Annotated in this window: 18 protein-coding genes; 15 read left to right on the plus strand and 3 right to left on the minus strand. The window is 56.5% G+C overall.

Going from position 1 to position 18,652, the window contains the following annotated elements:
• Positions 1 to 161 precede the first annotated feature (161 nt).
• Positions 162 to 1,265 carry a branched-chain amino acid ABC transporter substrate-binding protein gene (locus A8O29_RS01955; RefSeq protein ID WP_110510158.1) on the plus strand — a complete coding sequence of 368 codons (1,104 nt, stop codon included), beginning with the start codon at positions 162 to 164 and terminating at the stop codon, positions 1,263 to 1,265.
• Positions 1,266 to 1,623: 358 nt separating this feature from the next.
• On the opposite strand, the gene panM is transcribed toward A8O29_RS01955, so the two are convergent.
• Positions 1,624 to 2,007 carry an aspartate 1-decarboxylase autocleavage activator PanM gene (gene panM, locus A8O29_RS01960; protein WP_174081209.1) on the minus strand — a complete coding sequence of 128 codons (384 nt, stop codon included), beginning with the start codon at positions 2,005 to 2,007 and terminating at the stop codon, positions 1,624 to 1,626.
• 421 nt (positions 2,008 to 2,428) lie between these two features.
• Here panM and livK point away from each other — a divergent pair, with 421 nt between their 5' ends.
• The 10 genes from livK (at position 2,429) to ugpQ (ending at position 12,515) form a co-directional block, all read left to right on the plus strand.
• Entirely contained in the window at positions 2,429 to 3,538 is a 1,110-nt protein-coding gene (livK, locus tag A8O29_RS01965) for a high-affinity branched-chain amino acid ABC transporter substrate-binding protein LivK (RefSeq protein ID WP_125354956.1), read from the plus strand.
• 64 nt (positions 3,539 to 3,602) lie between these two features.
• Entirely contained in the window at positions 3,603 to 4,529 is a 927-nt protein-coding gene (gene livH / locus A8O29_RS01970) for a high-affinity branched-chain amino acid ABC transporter permease LivH (RefSeq protein ID WP_125354955.1), read from the plus strand.
• On the plus strand, positions 4,526 to 5,803 hold the full coding sequence (locus A8O29_RS01975; protein ID WP_110512570.1) for a high-affinity branched-chain amino acid ABC transporter permease LivM: 1,278 nt from the start codon (positions 4,526 to 4,528) through the stop codon (positions 5,801 to 5,803). Before livH ends, A8O29_RS01975 begins: the two co-directional genes overlap by 4 nt.
• Positions 5,800 to 6,567: a high-affinity branched-chain amino acid ABC transporter ATP-binding protein LivG gene (gene livG / locus A8O29_RS01980; RefSeq protein ID WP_110512569.1), complete on the plus strand. Its 768-nt coding sequence runs from the start codon at positions 5,800 to 5,802 to the stop codon at positions 6,565 to 6,567. The genes A8O29_RS01975 and livG overlap by 4 nt, the downstream gene beginning before the upstream one ends.
• A 1-nt stretch (position 6,568) precedes the next feature.
• Positions 6,569 to 7,282 carry a high-affinity branched-chain amino acid ABC transporter ATP-binding protein LivF gene (gene livF, locus A8O29_RS01985; RefSeq protein WP_110512568.1) on the plus strand — a complete coding sequence of 238 codons (714 nt, stop codon included), beginning with the start codon at positions 6,569 to 6,571 and terminating at the stop codon, positions 7,280 to 7,282.
• 270 nt (positions 7,283 to 7,552) lie between these two features.
• Complete coding sequence (ugpB, locus tag A8O29_RS01990; RefSeq protein WP_125354943.1) at positions 7,553 to 8,869, plus strand: sn-glycerol-3-phosphate ABC transporter substrate-binding protein UgpB; 1,317 nt, start codon at positions 7,553 to 7,555, stop codon at positions 8,867 to 8,869.
• Positions 8,870 to 8,976: 107 nt separating this feature from the next.
• Positions 8,977 to 9,864, plus strand: coding sequence for a sn-glycerol-3-phosphate ABC transporter permease UgpA (ugpA, locus tag A8O29_RS01995; RefSeq protein WP_125354942.1), 888 nt, complete (start codon positions 8,977 to 8,979; stop codon positions 9,862 to 9,864).
• Positions 9,861 to 10,706 (plus strand): sn-glycerol-3-phosphate ABC transporter permease UgpE, encoded by an 846-nt coding sequence (gene ugpE, locus A8O29_RS02000; protein ID WP_125354941.1) that lies wholly within the window; start codon positions 9,861 to 9,863, stop codon positions 10,704 to 10,706. Before ugpA ends, ugpE begins: the two co-directional genes overlap by 4 nt.
• A 1-nt stretch (position 10,707) precedes the next feature.
• Entirely contained in the window at positions 10,708 to 11,781 is a 1,074-nt protein-coding gene (locus tag A8O29_RS02005) for a sn-glycerol-3-phosphate import ATP-binding protein UgpC (protein WP_125354940.1), read from the plus strand.
• Positions 11,778 to 12,515: a glycerophosphodiester phosphodiesterase gene (gene ugpQ, locus A8O29_RS02010; RefSeq protein ID WP_125354939.1), complete on the plus strand. Its 738-nt coding sequence runs from the start codon at positions 11,778 to 11,780 to the stop codon at positions 12,513 to 12,515. Before A8O29_RS02005 ends, ugpQ begins: the two co-directional genes overlap by 4 nt.
• Before the next feature lie 12 nt (positions 12,516 to 12,527).
• Here the strand turns inward: ugpQ and A8O29_RS02015 are convergent, their stop codons facing one another.
• Positions 12,528 to 12,932 carry a DUF2756 family protein gene (locus A8O29_RS02015; protein WP_125354938.1) on the minus strand — a complete coding sequence of 135 codons (405 nt, stop codon included), beginning with the start codon at positions 12,930 to 12,932 and terminating at the stop codon, positions 12,528 to 12,530.
• 124 nt (positions 12,933 to 13,056) lie between these two features.
• Between A8O29_RS02015 and ggt the strand changes: the two genes are divergently transcribed.
• Positions 13,057 to 14,808, plus strand: coding sequence for a gamma-glutamyltransferase (gene ggt, locus A8O29_RS02020; protein WP_125354937.1), 1,752 nt, complete (start codon positions 13,057 to 13,059; stop codon positions 14,806 to 14,808).
• 87 nt (positions 14,809 to 14,895) lie between these two features.
• Here the strand turns inward: ggt and yhhY are convergent, their stop codons facing one another.
• The gene (yhhY, locus tag A8O29_RS02025; protein WP_125354936.1) at positions 14,896 to 15,390 is read right to left on the minus strand and encodes an N-acetyltransferase; all 495 of its coding nucleotides are present in this window, start codon (positions 15,388 to 15,390) and stop codon (positions 14,896 to 14,898) included.
• A 307-nt stretch (positions 15,391 to 15,697) separates the two neighbouring features.
• On the opposite strand from yhhY, the gene A8O29_RS02030 reads away from it, so the two are divergent.
• The 3 genes from A8O29_RS02030 to gntR all read left to right on the plus strand — a co-directional run bounded on the left by A8O29_RS02030 (position 15,698) and on the right by gntR (position 18,652).
• A complete protein-coding gene (locus A8O29_RS02030) occupies positions 15,698 to 16,735 on the plus strand; it encodes an oxidoreductase (protein ID WP_125354934.1) in 1,038 nt (345 codons plus the stop codon).
• Between the two features lie 124 nt (positions 16,736 to 16,859).
• Positions 16,860 to 17,555 carry a pirin family protein gene (locus tag A8O29_RS02035; protein ID WP_125354933.1) on the plus strand — a complete coding sequence of 232 codons (696 nt, stop codon included), beginning with the start codon at positions 16,860 to 16,862 and terminating at the stop codon, positions 17,553 to 17,555.
• A 101-nt stretch (positions 17,556 to 17,656) separates the two neighbouring features.
• Complete coding sequence (gntR, locus tag A8O29_RS02040; protein ID WP_125354932.1) at positions 17,657 to 18,652, plus strand: gluconate operon transcriptional repressor GntR; 996 nt, start codon at positions 17,657 to 17,659, stop codon at positions 18,650 to 18,652.

Below are 18,652 nucleotides of genomic sequence, written 5' to 3' on the forward strand. Positions count from 1 at the left end.
GTTACATAACCCTCAAAATTCTCGTTCCAAAAGTTAAAAAATCGGGTATGTTTTAGCAGAGTATGCTGCAAAAGCGCGGGCGGCAGACCGAAAATCGATATAAAGCGCTACATAACAACATCACAACAACTACAATCACCATCACAATGGGGAATCTCAGGATGAAAATGAAGGGTAAAGCGTTACTGGCAGGATGTATCGCGCTGGCGATGAGTCACATGGCGATGGCCGATGATATTAAAATTGCGGTCGTGGGAGCCATGTCCGGTCCGGTAGCGCAGTATGGCGATCAGGAGTTCACGGGGGCTGAACAGGCTGTCGCTGACATTAATGCCAAGGGCGGCATCAAAGGCAACAAACTCGAAATCGTAAAATATGACGATGCCTGCGACCCGAAACAGGCCGTAGCCGTGGCGAACAAAGTCGTGAACGATGGCATCAAATACGTTATCGGTCACCTGTGCTCTTCTTCCACTCAGCCAGCGTCTGACATCTACGAAGACGAAGGCATTCTGATGATCACCCCGGCAGCGACGGCCCCTGAGCTGACTGCACGTGGTTACAATCTGATTCTGCGTACCACCGGTCTGGACTCTGACCAGGGCCCAACCGCGGCGAAATATATCCTCAACACCGTGAAGCCGAAGCGCATCGCGATTGTGCATGACAAGCAGCAGTACGGTGAAGGTCTGGCGCGTGCGGTGCAGGATCCGCTGAAAAAAGGCGGCGCCAACGTGGTGTTCTTTGACGGGATCACCGCCGGTGAGAAAGACTTCTCTACCCTGGTGGCGCGTCTGAAGAAAGAGAATATCGACTTCGTTTACTACGGTGGCTACCACCCAGAAATGGGTCAGATCCTGCGTCAGGCGCGTGCTGCCGGTCTGAAAACCCAGTTCATGGGCCCGGAAGGCGTGGCGAACGTGTCACTGTCTAACATTGCCGGGGATTCTGCGGAAGGCCTGCTGGTCACCAAGCCGAAGAACTATGATCAGGTTCCGGCGAACAAACCGGTTGTAGACGCCATCAAGGCGAAGAAACAGGATCCGAGCGGGGCGTTCGTGTGGACGACTTACGCTGCAATCCAGTCACTGAGTGCTGGCCTGAACCAGAGCGACGACCCGGCGAAGATTGCTGAATGGCTGAAAGCCAACAGCGTCGACACCGTCATGGGCCCGCTGACCTGGGATAAGAAAGGCGACCTGAAAGGCTTTGAGTTCGGCGTGTTCAAGTGGCATGCGAACGGCACCGCCACCGACGCGAAGTAATTTTCCCTGCGCCTTTCGCGCTGCAGATGCGAAATAAACCGCAAACGGCAACCTCGGGTTGCCGTTTTAGTGTTTGCTCCCTCTCCCTGTGGGAGAGGGCTGGGGTGAGGGCATCAGACCGCACGTAACCGGTGCCCGGCGGCGCGATGCTTGCCGGGCCTACAAAATCCAGACCGTAGGCCGGGTAAGGCGAAGCCGCCACCCGGCATTTTTTAACCCTTCACCCAACCACCTTCCTGCGCCGTAAACCCCGACGCCTGCATAAACGCTGCCATCTGGTGCCCGGCGGCACGATGTTTGCCGGGCCTACAAAATCCAGACCGTAGGCCGGGTAAGGCATAGCCGCCACCCGGCATTTTTAATCCTTCACCCACCCACCTTCCTGCGCCGTAAAGCCCAACGCCTGCATAAACGCTGCCATTACGCCTCTGTCTTCCACGCCCACGTCCGCCATCCACCAACTGTCGATGCCAGGATTTTCGCGCAGCACTTCTTCCAGCAGATATTTCCCCACGCCACGGCGACGGGTGACTTCGCGTATCCGCAGGGAATCCAGCGCACCCTGTGTGTCTTGCAGTGTCACGCGCACCGCGCCGAGCAGCCGCTCATTAAACCGCGCCGCATAGATCCGATGCCGATCGTCTATCTGCAAAGACGACGCACTGTATTCCGGCCAGATCTTGCCGAGATCGATGTGGTCCTGCTCGCTGAGCGTGGTTAGCCTGATTACCGTCAGTTTCATGTGAAGCCACCTGTAAAAAATATTACTCCGAGTTTATCTAAATTCTCGATTCGCCGATTTCTATTTTTTTGCTGAATGCCAGCGGATTCGTTTTCTTGTTGCCATTCAAAGCAGCTCAATGCGTTATGGATCGAAAAATAAGCAGAATTTTAACCTAATAGGGAGTGATTTATTCCGCTCTTTGTACCCTTATTTTATGCTGAAAACGGCTCTTTTTTTTGTTTAACTCTGTCTGAATACAGAATATTATCTTTGCTTAATCGACTGAAAAATAGAGATTTTAGTCTGGTTTTTGGCAAATAACATCGCTAAACCATTAAAGAGACTGGTAAAAGTAGCGTTGTGCATTAAAAGTACAGAATGCTTTTTAACCAAATAAATACAAAATATAAACAAACAACATCACGAATGGGGATTGAAGATGAAACGGAATGCGAAAACATTGATTGCGGGAATGATTGCCCTGGCCATGTCGCAGTCAGCAATGGCAAAAGACATTAAGGTCGCCGTGATTGGTGCGATGTCTGGCCCGGTTGCTCAGTGGGGCGACATGGAGTTCAACGGCGCGCGTCAGGCGATCAAAGACATCAATGCCAACGGCGGCATCAAAGGCGACAAACTGGTCGCCGTGGAATATGACGACGCCTGCGATCCGAAACAGGCCGTGGCCGTGGCCAACAAAGTGGTCAACGACGGCATCAAATACGTTATCGGTCACCTCTGTTCTTCTTCTACTCAGCCAGCGTCTGACATCTACGAAGACGAAGGCATCCTGATGATTACCCCAGGTGCCACCAACCCGGAGCTGACGCAGCGCGGCTACCAGTACATCATGCGCACCGCGGGCCTCGATTCCTCGCAGGGACCGACCGCCGCGAAATACATTCTGGATAACGTGAAGCCTAAGCGCATCGCCATCATTCATGACAAACAGCAGTACGGCGAAGGCCTGGCGCGCTCCGTGCAGGACAGCCTGAAGAAAGGCGGCGCCAACGTGGTGTTCTTCGACGGCATCACCGCGGGCGAAAAAGACTTCTCCGCGCTGGTGGCTCGCCTGCAAAAAGAAAATATCGACTTCGTTTACTACGGCGGCTACTACCCGGAAATGGGACAGATCTTGCGCCAGGCGCGTTCCGTTGGCCTGAAAACGCAGTTCATGGGCCCGGAAGGCGTGGGTAATGCTTCCCTGTCGAACATCGCGGGTGCGGCAGGCGAAGGCATGCTGGTGACGATGCCGAAACGCTATGATCAGGATCCGGCGAACAAAGGCATCGTTGATGCGCTGAAAACTGAGAAGAAAGATCCGAGCGGTCCGTACGTGTGGATCACCTATGCCGCCGTCCAGTCTCTGGCGACCGCCATGGACCGCACCGGCAGCGAAGATCCGCTGGAATTGATTAAAGATTTAAAAGCTCACGGCGCAAAAACCGTGATTGGGCCGCTGAACTGGGATGAGAAAGGCGATTTGAAGGGATTTGAGTTTGGTGTCTTCCAGTGGCATGCGGACGGCTCTTCGTCCATTGCCAAATAATAAGAAGAAGACGAATTTCCCTGCCGCCCGAATACCTGCCGGGCGGTGATAAAAAGGTTATCTTATGTCAGAGCAGTTTCTCTATTTCCTGCAACAGATGTTTAACGGCGTGACGCTGGGAAGCACCTATGCACTGATCGCCATCGGTTACACCATGGTGTACGGCATTATCGGGATGATCAACTTCGCCCACGGCGAGGTGTATATGATTGGCAGCTATGTGTCGTTCATGATCATCGCCGCACTGATGATGATGGGTATCGACACCGGCTGGCTGCTGGTGGGTGCCGGATTCGTCGGGGCGATTATCATCGCCAGCGCCTACGGCTGGAGCATCGAACGTGTGGCCTATCGCCCGGTTCGCAGCTCTAAACGCCTGATTGCACTGATCTCCGCCATCGGGATGTCCATCTTCCTGCAAAACTACGTCAGCCTGACGGAAGGCTCGCGCGACATCGCACTGCCAAGCCTGTTTAACGGCCAGTGGATTATCGGCAGCAGCGAAAACTTCGCCGCCAGTATCACCACCATGCAGCTCGTTATCTGGATTGTCACCTTTGTGGCGATGCTGGCCCTGACAGTGTTCATCCGCTATTCCCGCATGGGCCGCGCCTGTCGTGCCTGCGCGGAAGACCTGAAGATGGCGAGCCTGCTCGGCATCAACACCGATCGCGTAATCGCCCTGACGTTTGTTATCGGCGCGGCGATGGCGGCGGTGGCGGGCGTGCTGCTCGGTCAGTTCTATGGCGTCATTAACCCGTACATCGGCTTTATGGCCGGGATGAAAGCCTTTACTGCTGCGGTTCTCGGCGGGATCGGCAGTATTCCTGGCGCGATGATCGGCGGCCTGATTCTGGGTGTGGCCGAAGCGCTGTCCTCCGCTTACCTGAGTACCGAGTACAAAGACGTGGTGTCGTTCGCGCTGCTGATTGTGGTGCTGCTGGTGATGCCGACCGGGATCCTGGGTCGTCCGGAGGTAGAGAAAGTATGAAACCGATGCATTTTGCGATGGCGCTGCTTTCAGCCGCCATGTTCTTCGTGCTGGCGGGCGTCTTCATGGGCGTTCAGCTTTCCTTGAGCGGCACCAAGCTGGTGGTCAATTCCGCCGCCGACATTCGTTGGCAGTGGATTTATATCGGCACCGCGGTGGTGTTTTTCTTCCAGCTCCTGCGCCCGATGGTGCAGAAGGGACTGAAAAATGTGTCCGGTCCGAAGCTGGTGCTGCCGGCGATTGACGGTTCGACCGTTAAGCAGAAGCTGTTCCTGATTGCGCTGCTGGTTATCGCCGTGGCGTGGCCGTTCATGGTGTCTCGCGGCACCATTGATATCGCCACCCTGACCATGATCTACATTATTCTTGGCCTCGGTCTGAACGTGGTTGTGGGCCTGTCTGGCCTGCTGGTGCTGGGCTACGGCGGTTTTTACGCCATCGGTGCGTACACCTTTGCGCTGCTGAATCACTATTACGGTCTCGGCTTCTGGACCTGTCTGCCGCTGGCGGGCCTGGTTTCCGCTGCCGCCGGTTTCCTGCTCGGCTTCCCGGTACTGCGTCTGCGCGGTGACTATCTGGCGATTGTGACCCTTGGCTTCGGCGAAATCGTGCGTATTTTGCTGCTCAATAACACCGAAATCACCGGCGGCCCGAACGGTATCAGCCAGATCCCGAAACCGACGCTGTTTGGTCTCGAGTTCAGCCGTACCGCGCGCGAAGGCGGCTGGGATACCTTCAGCAACTTCTTCCACCTGAAGTACGACCCGAACGACCGCGTGATTTTCCTCTATCTGGTGGCGCTGCTGCTGGTGGTCTTTACGCTGTTCGTGATCAACCGCTTGCTGCGGATGCCGCTGGGCCGCGCGTGGGAAGCGTTGCGTGAAGATGAAATAGCCTGCCGTTCGCTGGGCCTGAACCCGACGCGTATCAAGCTGACCGCCTTCACCATCAGCGCCGCGTTTGCCGGTTTTGCCGGCACGCTGTTCGCCGCCCGTCAGGGCTTCGTCAGCCCGGAATCGTTCACCTTCGCCGAGTCGGCGTTCGTGCTGGCGATTGTGGTGCTGGGCGGAATGGGCTCGCAGTTTGCGGTGATCCTCGCCGCGGTGCTGCTGGTGGTTTCGCGTGAACTGATGCGTGATTTCAACGAATACAGCATGTTAATGCTGGGTGGTTTGATGGTTCTGATGATGATCTGGCGTCCACAAGGCTTGCTGCCGATGACCCGTCCACAGCTGAAACTGAAAAGCGGACAGACCAAAGGAGAGCAGGCATGAGTCAGCCATTATTATCCGTTAACGGCCTGATGATGCGTTTTGGCGGCCTGCTGGCGGTCAATAACGTCAATCTTGAACTGCACCCGCAGGAAATTGTCTCGCTGATTGGCCCGAACGGTGCCGGGAAAACCACGGTTTTCAACTGCCTGACCGGCTTCTATAAGCCGACGGGCGGCAGCATCATGCTGGGTGACAAGCATCTTGAAGGCCTGCCGGGCCAGAAAATTGCCCAGATGGGCGTGGTGCGTACTTTCCAGCACGTGCGCCTGTTCCGTGAAATGACGGTGATTGAAAACCTGCTGGTGGCGCAACATCAGCAGCTGAAAACCGGCGTGTTTTCCGGGCTGCTGAAAACGCCGTCGTTCCGTAAAGCGCAGAGCGAAGCACTGGATCGCGCCGCGACCTGGCTCGATCGTATCGGCCTGCTGGCGCACGCGAACCGTCAGGCGAGCAACCTCGCCTACGGTGATCAGCGTCGTCTGGAAATCGCGCGCTGCATGGTGACGCAGCCGGAAATCCTGATGCTCGATGAACCGGCGGCGGGGCTGAACCCGAAAGAAACCAAAGAGCTGGATGAGCTGATTGCCGAACTGCGCAGTCATCACAACACCTCCATTCTGCTAATTGAACACGACATGAAGCTGGTGATGGGTATTTCCGATCGTATTTACGTCGTGAATCAGGGAACGCCGTTAGCCAACGGCACGCCGGAAGAGATCCGCAATAATCCTGACGTTATTCGCGCCTATTTGGGTGAGGCATAAGATGGAAAAAGTCATGTTGTCCTTTGACAAAGTCAGTGCCCATTACGGCAAAATTCAGGCCCTGCACGACGTCAGCCTGCACATCAATCAGGGTGAAATCGTGACCCTGATTGGCGCGAACGGCGCGGGTAAAACCACGCTGCTCGGCACGCTGTGCGGTGACCCACGCGCCTCCAGCGGGCGTGTGACCTTTGATGGCAAAGATATTACCGACTGGCAGACCGCGAAAATTATGCGTGAAGCGGTGGCGATTGTGCCGGAAGGGCGTCGCGTATTTTCCCGCATGACCGTGGATGAGAACCTGGCGATGGGCGGCTTTTTCGCCGAACGTAGCGAGTATCAGACGCGTATCAAATGGGTGTACGAACTGTTCCCGCGTTTGTGGGAACGTCGCATTCAGCGGGCGGGCACCATGTCCGGCGGGGAACAGCAGATGCTGGCGATTGGCCGCGCGCTGATGAGCCAGCCGCGCCTGCTGCTGCTCGACGAGCCGTCTCTGGGTCTGGCGCCGATTATCATTCAGCAGATTTTCGACACCATTGAGCAACTGCGCAAAGAGGGAATGACCATCTTCCTCGTGGAACAGAACGCCAACCAGGCGCTGAAACTCGCTGACCGCGGCTACGTGCTGGAAAACGGCCACGTGGTGCTGGAAGATACCGGTGATGCGCTGCTGGCTAACGAAGCGGTGCGTAGTGCGTATTTAGGTGGCTAGGTAAAAGCTACTGTTATTCGTGTTTTCCCCCTCTCCCTAACCCTCTCCCTCAGGGAGAGGGGATCTGCTTTTCTCCCTCTCCCCGTGGGAGAGGGCATCAGGCCGCACCGATCTTCTTCTCCATCGTCACCATTCCATCATCTCTCTGAAGCCTGGCTGTCACCGCTTCGTCATCTTTCGTCTCTATTTCTGTCATACGCGCATGTCATGTTGTGGTGCGAACAAAAACGCGTGATTTCGCGCATCCGGCACAACAAGAGAGATAACCGAATGACATCGTTACGACACACCGCTTTAGCGCTGACGCTGGGACTGGCCTTTGCCTCCCAGGCCATGGCTGTCACCACCGTTCCGTTCTGGCATTCCATGGAAGGGGAACTGGGCAAAGAAGTGGATTCCCTCGCCCAGCGTTTTAACGACACCCATCCAGATTACAAAATTGTGCCGGTCTATAAAGGCAACTACGAACAGAGCCTGGCGGCCGGAATTGCGGCCTTCCGCACCGGTAACGCCCCAGCCATCTTGCAGGTGTATGAAGTCGGCACCGCGACCATGATGGCATCGAAAGCCATCAAACCGGTGTACGAAGTGTTTAGCGATGCGGGCATTGCCTTCGACGAGTCCCAGTTCGTGCCGACGGTATCGGGCTACTACACCGATTCCAAAACCGGCCACCTGCTGAGCCAGCCGTTTAACAGCTCAACCCCGGTGTTGTACTACAACAAAGACGCGTTCAAAAAGGCCGGATTAAACCCGGACCAGCCGCCGAAAACCTGGCAGGACCTGGCCGATTACACCGCCAAACTGAAAGCGGCAGGCATGAAGTGCGGCTATGCCAGCGGCTGGCAGGGTTGGATCCAGCTGGAAAACTTCAGCGCCTGGAACGGCCTGCCGTTTGCCAGCAAAAACAACGGCTTTGACGGCACCGATGCGGTCCTGGATTTCAACAAGCCGGAGCAGGTGAAGCACATCGCGATGCTGGAAGAACTGAACAAGAAAGGCGATTTCAGCTATTTCGGGCGCAAAGATGAATCCACCGAGAAGTTCTACAACGGGGATTGCGCTATCACCACCGCCTCTTCCGGCTCGCTGGCGGACATCCGTCAATACGCCAAATTCAACTACGGCGTGGGCATGATGCCGTACGACGCTGACGCCAAAGGCGCGCCGCAGAACGCCATTATCGGCGGGGCCAGCCTATGGGTAATGCAGGGCAAAGACAAAGAAACCTACAAAGGCGTGGCGGAGTTCCTCGACTTCCTGACCAAACCGGAAATCGCTGCTGAATGGCACCAGAAAACCGGCTATCTGCCGATCACCAAAGCGGCGTATGACTTGACCCGTCAGCAGGGGTTCTACGACAAGAACCCGGGGGCGGATATCGCCACGCGCCAGATGATGAACAAGCCGCCGTTGCCGTTCACCAAAGGCCTGCGTCTGGGCAACATGCCGCAGATTCGCACCATTGTGGATGAAGAACTGGAATCGGTATGGACCGGCAAGAAAACCCCGCAGCAGGCGCTGGATTCCGCCGTCGAGCGTGGCAACCAACTGCTGCGTCGCTTTGAGAAATCAACGAAATCGTAATGAGTGAAATGCCCGGTGGCGCTGCGCTTACCGGGCCTACGCACTGCCTCGTGTAGGCCGGGTAAGGCCATGCCGCCACCCGGCGTTTTCTGGAAAAGAGCCTATCTATGTCATCATCCCGTCCGGTATTTCGCTCGCGCTGGCTGCCCTATGTGCTGGTCGCGCCGCAGCTCGCCATTACCGTCATTTTCTTTATCTGGCCTGCGGGTGAAGCGCTGTGGTATTCGCTGCAAAACGTCGATCCGTTCGGGCTTTCCAGTGAATTTGTCGGCTTCGACAACTTCATTGCCCTGTTCCACGACAGCTACTACCTCGACGCATTCTGGACCACCATCAAATTCAGCGGCATGGTCACCGTCAGCGGCCTGCTGGTGTCGTTGTTCTTCGCCGCGCTGGTCGATTACGTGGTGCGCGGCAGCCGCCTATACCAAACCCTGATGCTGCTGCCCTACGCCGTCGCCCCGGCCATCGCCGCGGTGCTGTGGATTTTCCTCTTCAACCCCGGACGCGGGCTGATTACCCACTGGCTGGAAATGGTGGGCTACAACTGGAACCACGCGCAAAACAGCGGCCAGGCGATGTTCCTCGTCGTCTTCGCCTCGGTGTGGAAGCAAATCAGCTACAACTTCCTGTTCTTCTTTGCCGCGCTGCAATCCATTCCCCGTTCGCTGGTGGAAGCCGCCGCCATTGACGGCGCGGGCCCGGTGCGCCGCTTCTTTGCGATTGCGCTGCCGTTGATTGCCCCGGTGAGTTTCTTCCTGCTGGTGGTGAATCTGGTGTACGCCTTCTTCGACACCTTCCCGGTGATTGACGCGGCGACGGCGGGCGGCCCGGTACAGGCCACCACCACGCTTATCTACAAAATTTACCGCGAAGGCTTTGCCGGGCTAGACCTCTCCGCATCGGCGGCGCAATCGGTGGTGCTGATGGGGCTGGTGATTGTGCTGACGGTGGTTCAGTTCCGCTACGTGGAAAGCAAGGTGCGCTATCAATGATTGAACATCGTCGCGGGCTGACCTGGTTCAGCCACATCATGTTGATTCTGGGCATTGCGGTGATCCTGTTCCCGCTGTACGTCGCGTTTGTCGCGGCAACGCTGGATGACAAAGCCGTTTTCGCCACGCCGATGACGCTGATCCCCGGCTCGCATCTGCTCGAGAACATGAAAACTATCTGGCTCCAGGGCGTCGGGGCCAACAGCGCGCCATTCTGGCTACTGTTGCTGAACAGTTTTGTCATGGCGTTTACCATCACAGTGGGCAAAATCGCGGTGTCGATGCTTTCCGCCTTTGCCATCGTCTGGTTCCGCTTTCCGCTGCGTAACCTGTTCTTCTGGATGATTTTTATCACCCTGATGCTGCCGGTCGAAGTGCGTATTTTCCCGACGGTGGAGGTGATCGCCAACCTCAAATTGCTCGATAGCTACACCGGGCTGACGCTGCCGCTGATGGCGTCGGCCACCGCCACCTTCCTGTTCCGCCAGTTCTTTATGACGCTGCCGGATGAGCTGATGGAGGCGGCGCGAATCGACGGTGCATCGCCGATGCGCTTTTTCCGCGACATCGTGCTGCCGCTGTCGAAAACCAATTTGGCGGCGCTATTCGTCATCACCTTTATCTACGGCTGGAACCAGTATCTGTGGCCGTTGTTGATTATCACCGACGCGAATCTTGGTACAGCGGTAGCGGGTATCAAAGGGATGATCGCCACCGGCGAAGGCACCACGGCGTGGAATCAGGTGATGGCGGCGATGCTGCTGACGCTGATCCCGCCCGTTATTATCGTATTAGCCATGCAGCGTGCGTTCGTGCGTGGTTTAGTGGACAGTGAGAAATAAGATGGCTGGACTGAAATTACAGGCTGTAACCAAGAGCTGGGATAACGGCAAAACGCAGGTGATCCAGCCGCTGACGCTGGATGTGTCCGACGGCGAATTTATTGTGATGGTCGGCCCGTCGGGCTGTGGCAAATCGACGCTGCTGCGCATGGTGGCCGGGCTGGAGCGCGTGTCCAGCGGCGATATCTGGATTGACCGCCAGCGCGTGACCGAGCTGGAACCGAAAGAGCGCGGCATCGCGATGGTGTTCCAGAACTACGCCCTGTATCCGCACATGAGCGTGGAAGAAAACATGGCCTGGGGCCTGAAAATTCGCGGCATGGGCAAAGGGCATATCGCCGAGAAGGTGAAAGAGGCGGCGCGCATTCTGGAGCTGGATGCGTTACTCAAACGCCGTCCGCGCGAACTGTCCGGCGGGCAGCGCCAGCGGGTGGCGATGGGGCGCGCTATCGTGCGCGATCCGGCGGTGTTCCTGTTCGATGAGCCGCTGTCTAACCTTGATGCCAAACTCCGCGTGCAGATGCGCCTCGAGCTGCAACAATTGCATCGCCGCCTGAACACCACGTCGCTGTATGTGACGCACGATCAGGTGGAAGCGATGACGCTTGCCCAGCGGGTGATGGTGATGAACAAAGGCATTGCCGAGCAGATTGGCACCCCGGTTGAGGTCTATGAAAAGCCTGCCAGCCGCTTCGTGGCGAGCTTTATCGGCAGCCCGGCGATGAACCTGCTCGACGGGCGCGTGAGTGTGTCCGGCACCCATTTCGAACTCGACAGCGGCATGGCGCTGCCGTTGAACTGGCTGTATCGCGGCTACGCCGGGCGCCGCATGACGCTGGGTATCCGTCCGGAACATATTGCGCTAAGCTCGCAGGCCGAAGGTGGCGTACCGCTGGTGATGGATACGCTGGAAATTTTGGGTGCAGATAACCTCGCGCACGGTCGCTGGGGGGAGCATAAAATGGTGGTGCGTTTACCGCATCAGCACCGCCCGACGGCAGGCACCACGCTGTGGCTGCATCTGCCGGAAAATCATCTGCACCTGTTCGATGGTGAAACAGGACAACGAGTATGAGCAACTGGCCTTATCCCCGCATCGTCGCCCACCGTGGCGGCGGTAAACGTGCCCCGGAAAACACCCTCGCGGCGATTGACGTGGGTGCGCGCTACGGCCACACGATGATCGAGTTTGACGCCAAGCTGTCAAAAGACGGGCAGATTTTCCTGCTGCATGACGACAATCTCGAGCGTACCAGCAACGGCTGGGGCGTGGCGGGTGAGCTCGAGTGGAACAAGCTGCTACACGTCGATGCCGGAAGCTGGTTTAGCCGCGAGTTTAAAGGCGAGCCGCTGCCGCTGCTGTCGCAAGTGGCGGAGCGCTGTCGTACGCACGGCATGATGGCCAATATCGAAATCAAACCGACCACCGGCACCGGGCCGCTGACCGGCAAAACGGTTGCCCTTGCGGCGCGCGAGCTGTGGGCAGGTATGACGCCGCCGCTGCTCTCATCGTTTGACATTGACGCGTTGGAAGCCGCACAAGAAGCGGCCCCTGAACTGCCACGCGGGCTGTTACTGGATGACTGGCGCGATGACTGGCAGGCATTGACCACACGGTTGGGATGCGTGTCGATTCACGTTTATCACAAGCTGCTGGATGAAGCGCGGGTGAACATGTTGAAAGCGGCGGGGCTGCACATTCTGGTGTACACCGTGAACAAACCCCAGCGGGCATCAGAGTTGCTGCGCTGGGGCGTGGACGCCATCTGTACCGATGTGATTGACGTTATCGGGCCTGACTTCCGCTAAGGCTCTTCGCGGTTAACGAGAAAGCGGCTGCGGGTTAGACGGCGTACTCAACAGGTCGCCGTTCTGAGTCTGCGGTAGCATGTGCTGCTGCGAACTGTTAAGCGTTCTGTCACTGTTGCCGCTTAACATCCCGCCGCTGGTGTTCGGCAGCACCTGCTCCCCCGGCTGGCCGTTCAGCACCCGCTGCTGATTGCTGTTCATCTGCGTTTGCAAATGCTGCTGCTGAACCTGGTTTTGGTTCTGTAGCTGCTGATTCAACATGCCTTTCTGCTGTTGCTGCTGCGTATTCATCTGCGTTTGCATCCGCTGCTGGCTCGGGATCACATACCCTGGCTGGTTGGGGTTGTTGGTGGTGTTGAGTGGCTGTGCTAAAACGGCAAACGGCATTAACGCCGCAAGAAAAATTAACCTGTTCATTGTGTCCTCCTCCCCGAAAGGGGCTTCCCTTAAGTTTACCTCCAATTGCCCATTTCGATGATTTTTTAGGAATTCTGAACCAGGATTAAGCGGGAGCACAACACCCATCACCTGGAGAATAACAATGACAGAAACGCGTTTTTGGCGCGGGGCGGCGATTGCTGCTCTGCTGGCAGGAGGGACGTTCAGCGTGGCGGCGACCGAGCCGTCGCCCGCTGCACCGCCGGTGTCATACGGTGTGGAAGAGGATGTTTTCCACCCAGTGACGGCCCAGAAGGGCATGGTCGCGTCGGTGGATGACACGGCGACGAAAGTCGGCGTAGAGATACTGAAACAGGGCGGGAATGCGGTGGATGCCGCGGTGGCCGTGGGTTACGCGCTGGCGGTCACGCACCCGCAGGCGGGGAACCTCGGTGGCGGTGGTTTTATGCTGTTGCGCACCAAAGACGGGAAAACGACCTCGATCGACTTCCGTGAAATGGCGCCCGCGCAGGCCACCCGCGATATGTTCCTCGACGATCAGGGCAATCCTGACAGCAAAAAATCGCTGACGTCGCACCTGGCATCCGGCACGCCAGGCACCGTGGCCGGTTTCTCGCTGGCGCTGAAAGAGTACGGCACGATGCCGCTCAACAAAGTAGTGCATCCGGCCATCAAGCTCGCGAAAGAGGGTTTTATCGTTAACGATGCGCTGGCGGATGACCTGAAAACCTACGGGTCGGAAGTCATTCCTCAACACGAAAACAGCAAAGCCATCTTCTGGAAAGACGGCGAGCCGCTGAAGAAGGGTGACAAGCTGGTGCAGACCAACCTGGCGAAAAGCCTGGAGATGATTGCTGAGAACGGGCCGGACGCGTTTTATAAAGGCGAGATTGCCGACCAGATTGCCGATGAAATGAAGAAGAACGGCGGGCTGATTAGCAAAGAGGATCTGGCGGATTACAAAGCGGTGGAGCGCGAGCCCATCAGCGGCGACTACCGCGGCTATCAGGTGTTCTCCATGCCGCCGCCGTCTTCCGGGGGCATCCATATCGTTGAAATCCTGAATATCCTCGAAAACTTCGATATGCATAAATACGGCTTTGGCAGTGCTGATGCGATGCAAATCATGGCGGAAGCCGAGAAGCACGCCTACGCCGATCGCTCGGAATACCTCGGCGACCCGGATTTCGTCAAAGTGCCGTGGCAAGCGTTGACCAGCAAGGCTTACGCCAAATCCATTGCTGACGAAATCGATGTCAATAAAGCCAAACCGTCGAGCCAGATCCGTCCGGGGAAACTCGCGCCGTATGAAAGCAACCAGACCACCCATTTCTCGGTGGTGGACAAAGACGGCAACGCGGTGGCGGTGACCTATACCCTCAACACCATCTTCGGCACCGGCATTGTGGCGGGCAATAGCGGCATTCTGATGAATAACCAGATGGACGATTTCTCAGCCAAACCGGGCGTGCCGAACGTGTACGGCCTGGTTGGCGGGGATGCGAACGCCGTCGGGCCGCATAAGCGTCCACTGTCGTCGATGTCGCCAACTATCGTGGTGAAAGACGGGAAAACCTGGCTGGTCACCGGTAGCCCGGGCGGTAGCCGAATTATCACCACCGTGCTGCAAATGGTGGTGAATACTATCGACTTTGGAATGAACGTCGCCGAAGCGACCAACGCGCCGCGTTTCCATCACCAGTGGCTGCCGGATGAGCTGCGGGTCGAAAAAGGCTTTAGCCCGGATACGCTGAAACTGCTGACGGATAAAGGTCAGAAAGTGGCGGTGAAAGAGGCGATGGGCAGCACCCAGAGCATCATGGTCGGCCCGGACGGCACGCTGTACGGTGCGTCGGACCCGCGATCAGTAGATGATTTAACGGCGGGGTACTGATTTTCTTGCCCGGCGGCACTGCGTTTGCCGGACCTACGGTTTTGTAGGCCCGGCAAGCTTAGCGCCGCCGGGCGCATGCCTGACGAATTATTTCATCCGCGCCATAAAATACGCATCCACGTATTCGCCGTTGCGCAGGGCAAAGTTTTTACCGGTGCCTTCCACTTCGAACCCGAATTTGCGATACAGGCTGATGCCTAACGGATTATCAACGAACACCGTCAATTCAATCCGCTCCACCCGCAGCCAGTTATCACACAGATTCACCATCTCACGCAGCAGCGCACTGCCGACGCCCCGGTTCTGGAATTCCGACGCGACACTGATACCAAAGGTGGCAACATGGCTGCGACGCGGATTTTCCATCACGTCCAGCACCAGATGGCCTACCACCCGTTCGTCGATGCAGGCCACGAGCTGGCGTCTGTTGGGTTTACGTGCCACGCGTTCGTGCCACATCTCCATCGAAGGGTGAGGAATTTGTAGCGTCGAGTGATAAACATCCGCATGCGTGTGCATCTGATGTAAAGCGGCTGCGTCGGTGGCATCAACGTGGCGGACGATTATCTCACTCGTACTCATTCCTTTTTCCTTATCCCGTCTGCGGGAAGTGTGTTGTCCCCTTTAACATCTCCGAGTCACAAAAATTCGTCAACCACTGATTTTTATCAAAAAAGGGTAGACAAGTGCGAATGATAATGATTATTATTGCCATGCGTTCAGGGAGACCCCTACGGAGAACCTGAAAGCACGACATTGCTCACATTGCTTCCAGTTTATAGCCAGCCTCGCGCTGGCTTTTTTTTTTGCCCGTCTTATTTGACGCCGTAGCGGCGTTGGCTCGATTTCAGTATGTTAGGGGGTATTCAAAGTCAAAAAGGACTGAGCCATGACCCTACATTGTGCATTTATTGGTTTTGGAAAAAGCACCACCCGTTATCACCTCCCGTACGTTCTTAACCGCAAAGACAGCTGGCACGTGGCGCATATCTATCGTCGCAGCCCGAAGCCGGAAGAGCAGCATCCGCAGTATCAGCATATTCATTTCACCAGCGACCTGAACGAAGTGCTGAACGATCCGCAGGTCAAGCTGGTGGTGGTCTGTACGCATGCCGACAGCCATTTTGATTATGCGAAACGGGCGCTGGAAGCCGGGAAAAACGTGCTGGTGGAAAAACCGTTCACCCCGACGCTGGCTGAGGCCAACACCCTGTTTGCGCTGGCAAAAGAGAAAGGACTGACGGTCACACCGTACCAGAACCGTCGCTTTGATTCCTGCTTCCTGACCGCCAAAAAAGCGATTGAGAGCGGCAAGCTGGGCGAAATCGTGGAAATCGAAAGCCATTTCGATTACTACCGTCCGGTCGCGGAAACCAAACCGGGCCTGCCGCAGGATGGATCGTTTTACGGTCTGGGCGTGCACACCATGGACCAGATAATCTCGCTGTTTGGCCGCCCGAATAACGTCGCCTACGACATCCGCAGCCTGCGCAATAAAGCCAACCCGGACGACACCTTTGAAGCGCAGCTTTTCTACGGCGACCTGAAAGCGATCGTCAAAACCAGCCATCTGGTGAAAATCGATTACCCGAAATTTATCGTCCACGGCACTAACGGTTCGTACCTGAAATACGGTATCGACCAGCAGGAAACCAGCCTCAAGGCCAACATCATGCCAGGCGAACCGGGCTTTGGCGCTGACGACAGTATCGGACACATCGAGTACATGAACGCCGAAGGCGTCAGCGTGCGTGAAGAGGTGAAACCGGAAATCGGCGACTACGGCCGGGTCTACGACGCGCTGTATGACACGCTTAAAAACGGGGCGCCGAATTACGTCAAGGAAACTGAAGTTCTCACCAACCTTGAGATCCTCGAGCGAGCCTTCGAACAGGCTTCTCCTGCCACGATAACCCTCGCGAAATAAGCGGTTTTGGCTCCTCTGAAGTTGTTCAAAAATTTTGAGCAGAGGAGTCAATTTTCACCCACTATCATCCTGAACCGTTCGGGTCCACACTAACTCCATCGAAACGAAAACGGAGTTAGACATCATGATTTTCTTACGCAAAGCAAACGAACGTGGCCATGCAAATCACGGCTGGCTGGATTCATGGCACACCTTCTCGTTCGCCAATTATTACGACGCGAACTTCATGGGCTTCTCTGCGCTTCGCGTCATTAACGACGACGTGATTGATGCCGGTCAGGGCTTCGGCACTCACCCACACAAAGACATGGAAATCCTGACCTACGTGCTGGAAGGGGCCGTGGAGCACGAAGACAGCATGGGCAACAAAGAGCAGGTGCCTGCCGGTGAATTCCAGATCATGAGCGCCGGGACCGGTGTGCGTCACTCGGAGTACAACCCGAGTAAAACGGAAAAATTGCACCTGTATCAAATCTGGATTATCCCGCAGGAAACGGGCATTACGCCGCGCTATGAGCAGCGTCGTTTTGACGCCGAACAGGGCAAACAGCTGGTGCTGTCGCCGGATGCGCGTGACGGTTCCCTGAAAGTGAACCAGGACATGGAACTCTATCGCTGGGCGCTGCTGAAAGACGAGCAGTCGGTGCATCAGATTTCGGCAGATCGCCGGGTGTGGGTCCAGGTCGTGAAAGGTGAAGTGTCTATTAACGGCACCAAAGCGACCGCCGCCGATGGTCTGGCTATCTGGGATGAGCAGGCGATTTCGGTCCATGCCGAGAGCAATGCTGAAATCCTGCTGTTCGATCTGCCACCGGTATGATCCTGATTAAATAAATTTCAGAACCTTTCCCCAATGGGGGAAGGTTCTGCTGCGTCCATGATAAACTGAGGAAATGTTTCCCCTTTATCAGCCTCCGGACGATGAAAAAGAAAAGACCCGTACTTCAGGATGTTGCCGATCGCGTCGGCGTGACCAAAATGACGGTCAGTCGTTTTTTGCGCAATCCGGAACAGGTTTCCGAGGCGCTGCGCGGCAAAATTGCTATCGCTCTTGATGAACTGGGTTACATCCCCAACCGCGCTCCGGACATTTTGTCCAACTCGACCAGCCGCGCGATTGGTGTCCTTCTTCCTTCACTGACCAACCAGGTTTTCGCGGAAGTGCTGAAAGGCATTGAAAGCGTGACCGATGCCTACGGTTACCAGGCCATGCTCGCCCACTACGGCTACAAGCCGGAAATGGAAGAGGAGCGTCTGGAATCAATGCTCTCCTGGAACATCGACGGGCTGATCCTTTCTGAGCGCAACCACACTGCGCGCACCCGCAAAATGATTGAAGTCTCCGGCATTCCGGTGGTTGAACTGATGGACAGTCAGTCGCCGTGCATCGATATCGCTGTCGGTTTTGACAACTTCGAAGCCGCCCGCCAGATGACCGCCACCATCATTTCACGCGGGCACCGCCACATCGCCTACCTTGGCGCCCGCCTCGACGAACGTACCCTCATCAAACAGCAGGGCTACGAGCAAGCGATGCGCGAAGCGGGCCTCACGCCTTACAGCGTGATGGTTGAGCAGTCGTCATCGTACTCCTCCGGGATTGAGCTGATGCGCCAGGCGCGTCGCGAATATCCGCAGCTCGACGGTATTTTCTGTACCAACGATGACCTTGCGGTCGGCGCGGCGTTTGAATGTCAGCGCCTGGGTTTAAAAATCCCCGACGACATGGCGATTGCCGGTTTCCACGGCCACGATATCGGCCAGGTGATGGAACCGCGGCTGGCGAGCGTGCTGACCCCGCGCGAACGCATGGGCCGCATCGGCGCTGAGCGCCTGCTGGCCCGTGTTCGTGGTGAAATTGTGACGCCTAAGATGTTAGATTTAGGTTTCACATTGTCACCAGGCGGATCAATTTAA

The sequence above is a fragment of the Scandinavium goeteborgense genome (assembly GCF_003935895.2).
Classification (GTDB): Bacteria; Pseudomonadota; Gammaproteobacteria; order Enterobacterales; family Enterobacteriaceae; genus Scandinavium; species Scandinavium goeteborgense.

What these genes read in the sequence shown, in the direction of transcription:
- A8O29_RS02005 (WP_125354940.1), top strand. Translation starts at nt 10,708, where the DNA reads ATGGCTGGACTGAAATTACAGGCTGTAACCAAGAGCTGGGATAACGGC.
- ugpQ (WP_125354939.1), top strand. Translation starts at nt 11,778, where the DNA reads ATGAGCAACTGGCCTTATCCCCGCATCGTCGCCCACCGTGGCGGCGGT.
- livH (WP_125354955.1), top strand. Translation starts at nt 3,603, where the DNA reads ATGTCAGAGCAGTTTCTCTATTTCCTGCAACAGATGTTTAACGGCGTG.
- livK (WP_125354956.1), top strand. Translation starts at nt 2,429, where the DNA reads ATGAAACGGAATGCGAAAACATTGATTGCGGGAATGATTGCCCTGGCC.
- yhhY (WP_125354936.1), bottom strand. Translation starts at nt 15,390, where the DNA reads ATGAGTACGAGTGAGATAATCGTCCGCCACGTTGATGCCACCGACGCA.
- A8O29_RS01955 (WP_110510158.1), top strand. Translation starts at nt 162, where the DNA reads ATGAAAATGAAGGGTAAAGCGTTACTGGCAGGATGTATCGCGCTGGCG.
- A8O29_RS01975 (WP_110512570.1), top strand. Translation starts at nt 4,526, where the DNA reads ATGAAACCGATGCATTTTGCGATGGCGCTGCTTTCAGCCGCCATGTTC.
- ugpB (WP_125354943.1), top strand. Translation starts at nt 7,553, where the DNA reads ATGACATCGTTACGACACACCGCTTTAGCGCTGACGCTGGGACTGGCC.
- ugpE (WP_125354941.1), top strand. Translation starts at nt 9,861, where the DNA reads ATGATTGAACATCGTCGCGGGCTGACCTGGTTCAGCCACATCATGTTG.
- livG (WP_110512569.1), top strand. Translation starts at nt 5,800, where the DNA reads ATGAGTCAGCCATTATTATCCGTTAACGGCCTGATGATGCGTTTTGGC.
- ggt (WP_125354937.1), top strand. Translation starts at nt 13,057, where the DNA reads ATGACAGAAACGCGTTTTTGGCGCGGGGCGGCGATTGCTGCTCTGCTG.
- A8O29_RS02030 (WP_125354934.1), top strand. Translation starts at nt 15,698, where the DNA reads ATGACCCTACATTGTGCATTTATTGGTTTTGGAAAAAGCACCACCCGT.
- panM (WP_174081209.1), bottom strand. Translation starts at nt 2,007, where the DNA reads ATGAAACTGACGGTAATCAGGCTAACCACGCTCAGCGAGCAGGACCAC.
- A8O29_RS02035 (WP_125354933.1), top strand. Translation starts at nt 16,860, where the DNA reads ATGATTTTCTTACGCAAAGCAAACGAACGTGGCCATGCAAATCACGGC.
- A8O29_RS02015 (WP_125354938.1), bottom strand. Translation starts at nt 12,932, where the DNA reads ATGAACAGGTTAATTTTTCTTGCGGCGTTAATGCCGTTTGCCGTTTTA.
- ugpA (WP_125354942.1), top strand. Translation starts at nt 8,977, where the DNA reads ATGTCATCATCCCGTCCGGTATTTCGCTCGCGCTGGCTGCCCTATGTG.
- livF (WP_110512568.1), top strand. Translation starts at nt 6,569, where the DNA reads ATGGAAAAAGTCATGTTGTCCTTTGACAAAGTCAGTGCCCATTACGGC.
- gntR (WP_125354932.1), top strand. Translation starts at nt 17,657, where the DNA reads ATGAAAAAGAAAAGACCCGTACTTCAGGATGTTGCCGATCGCGTCGGC.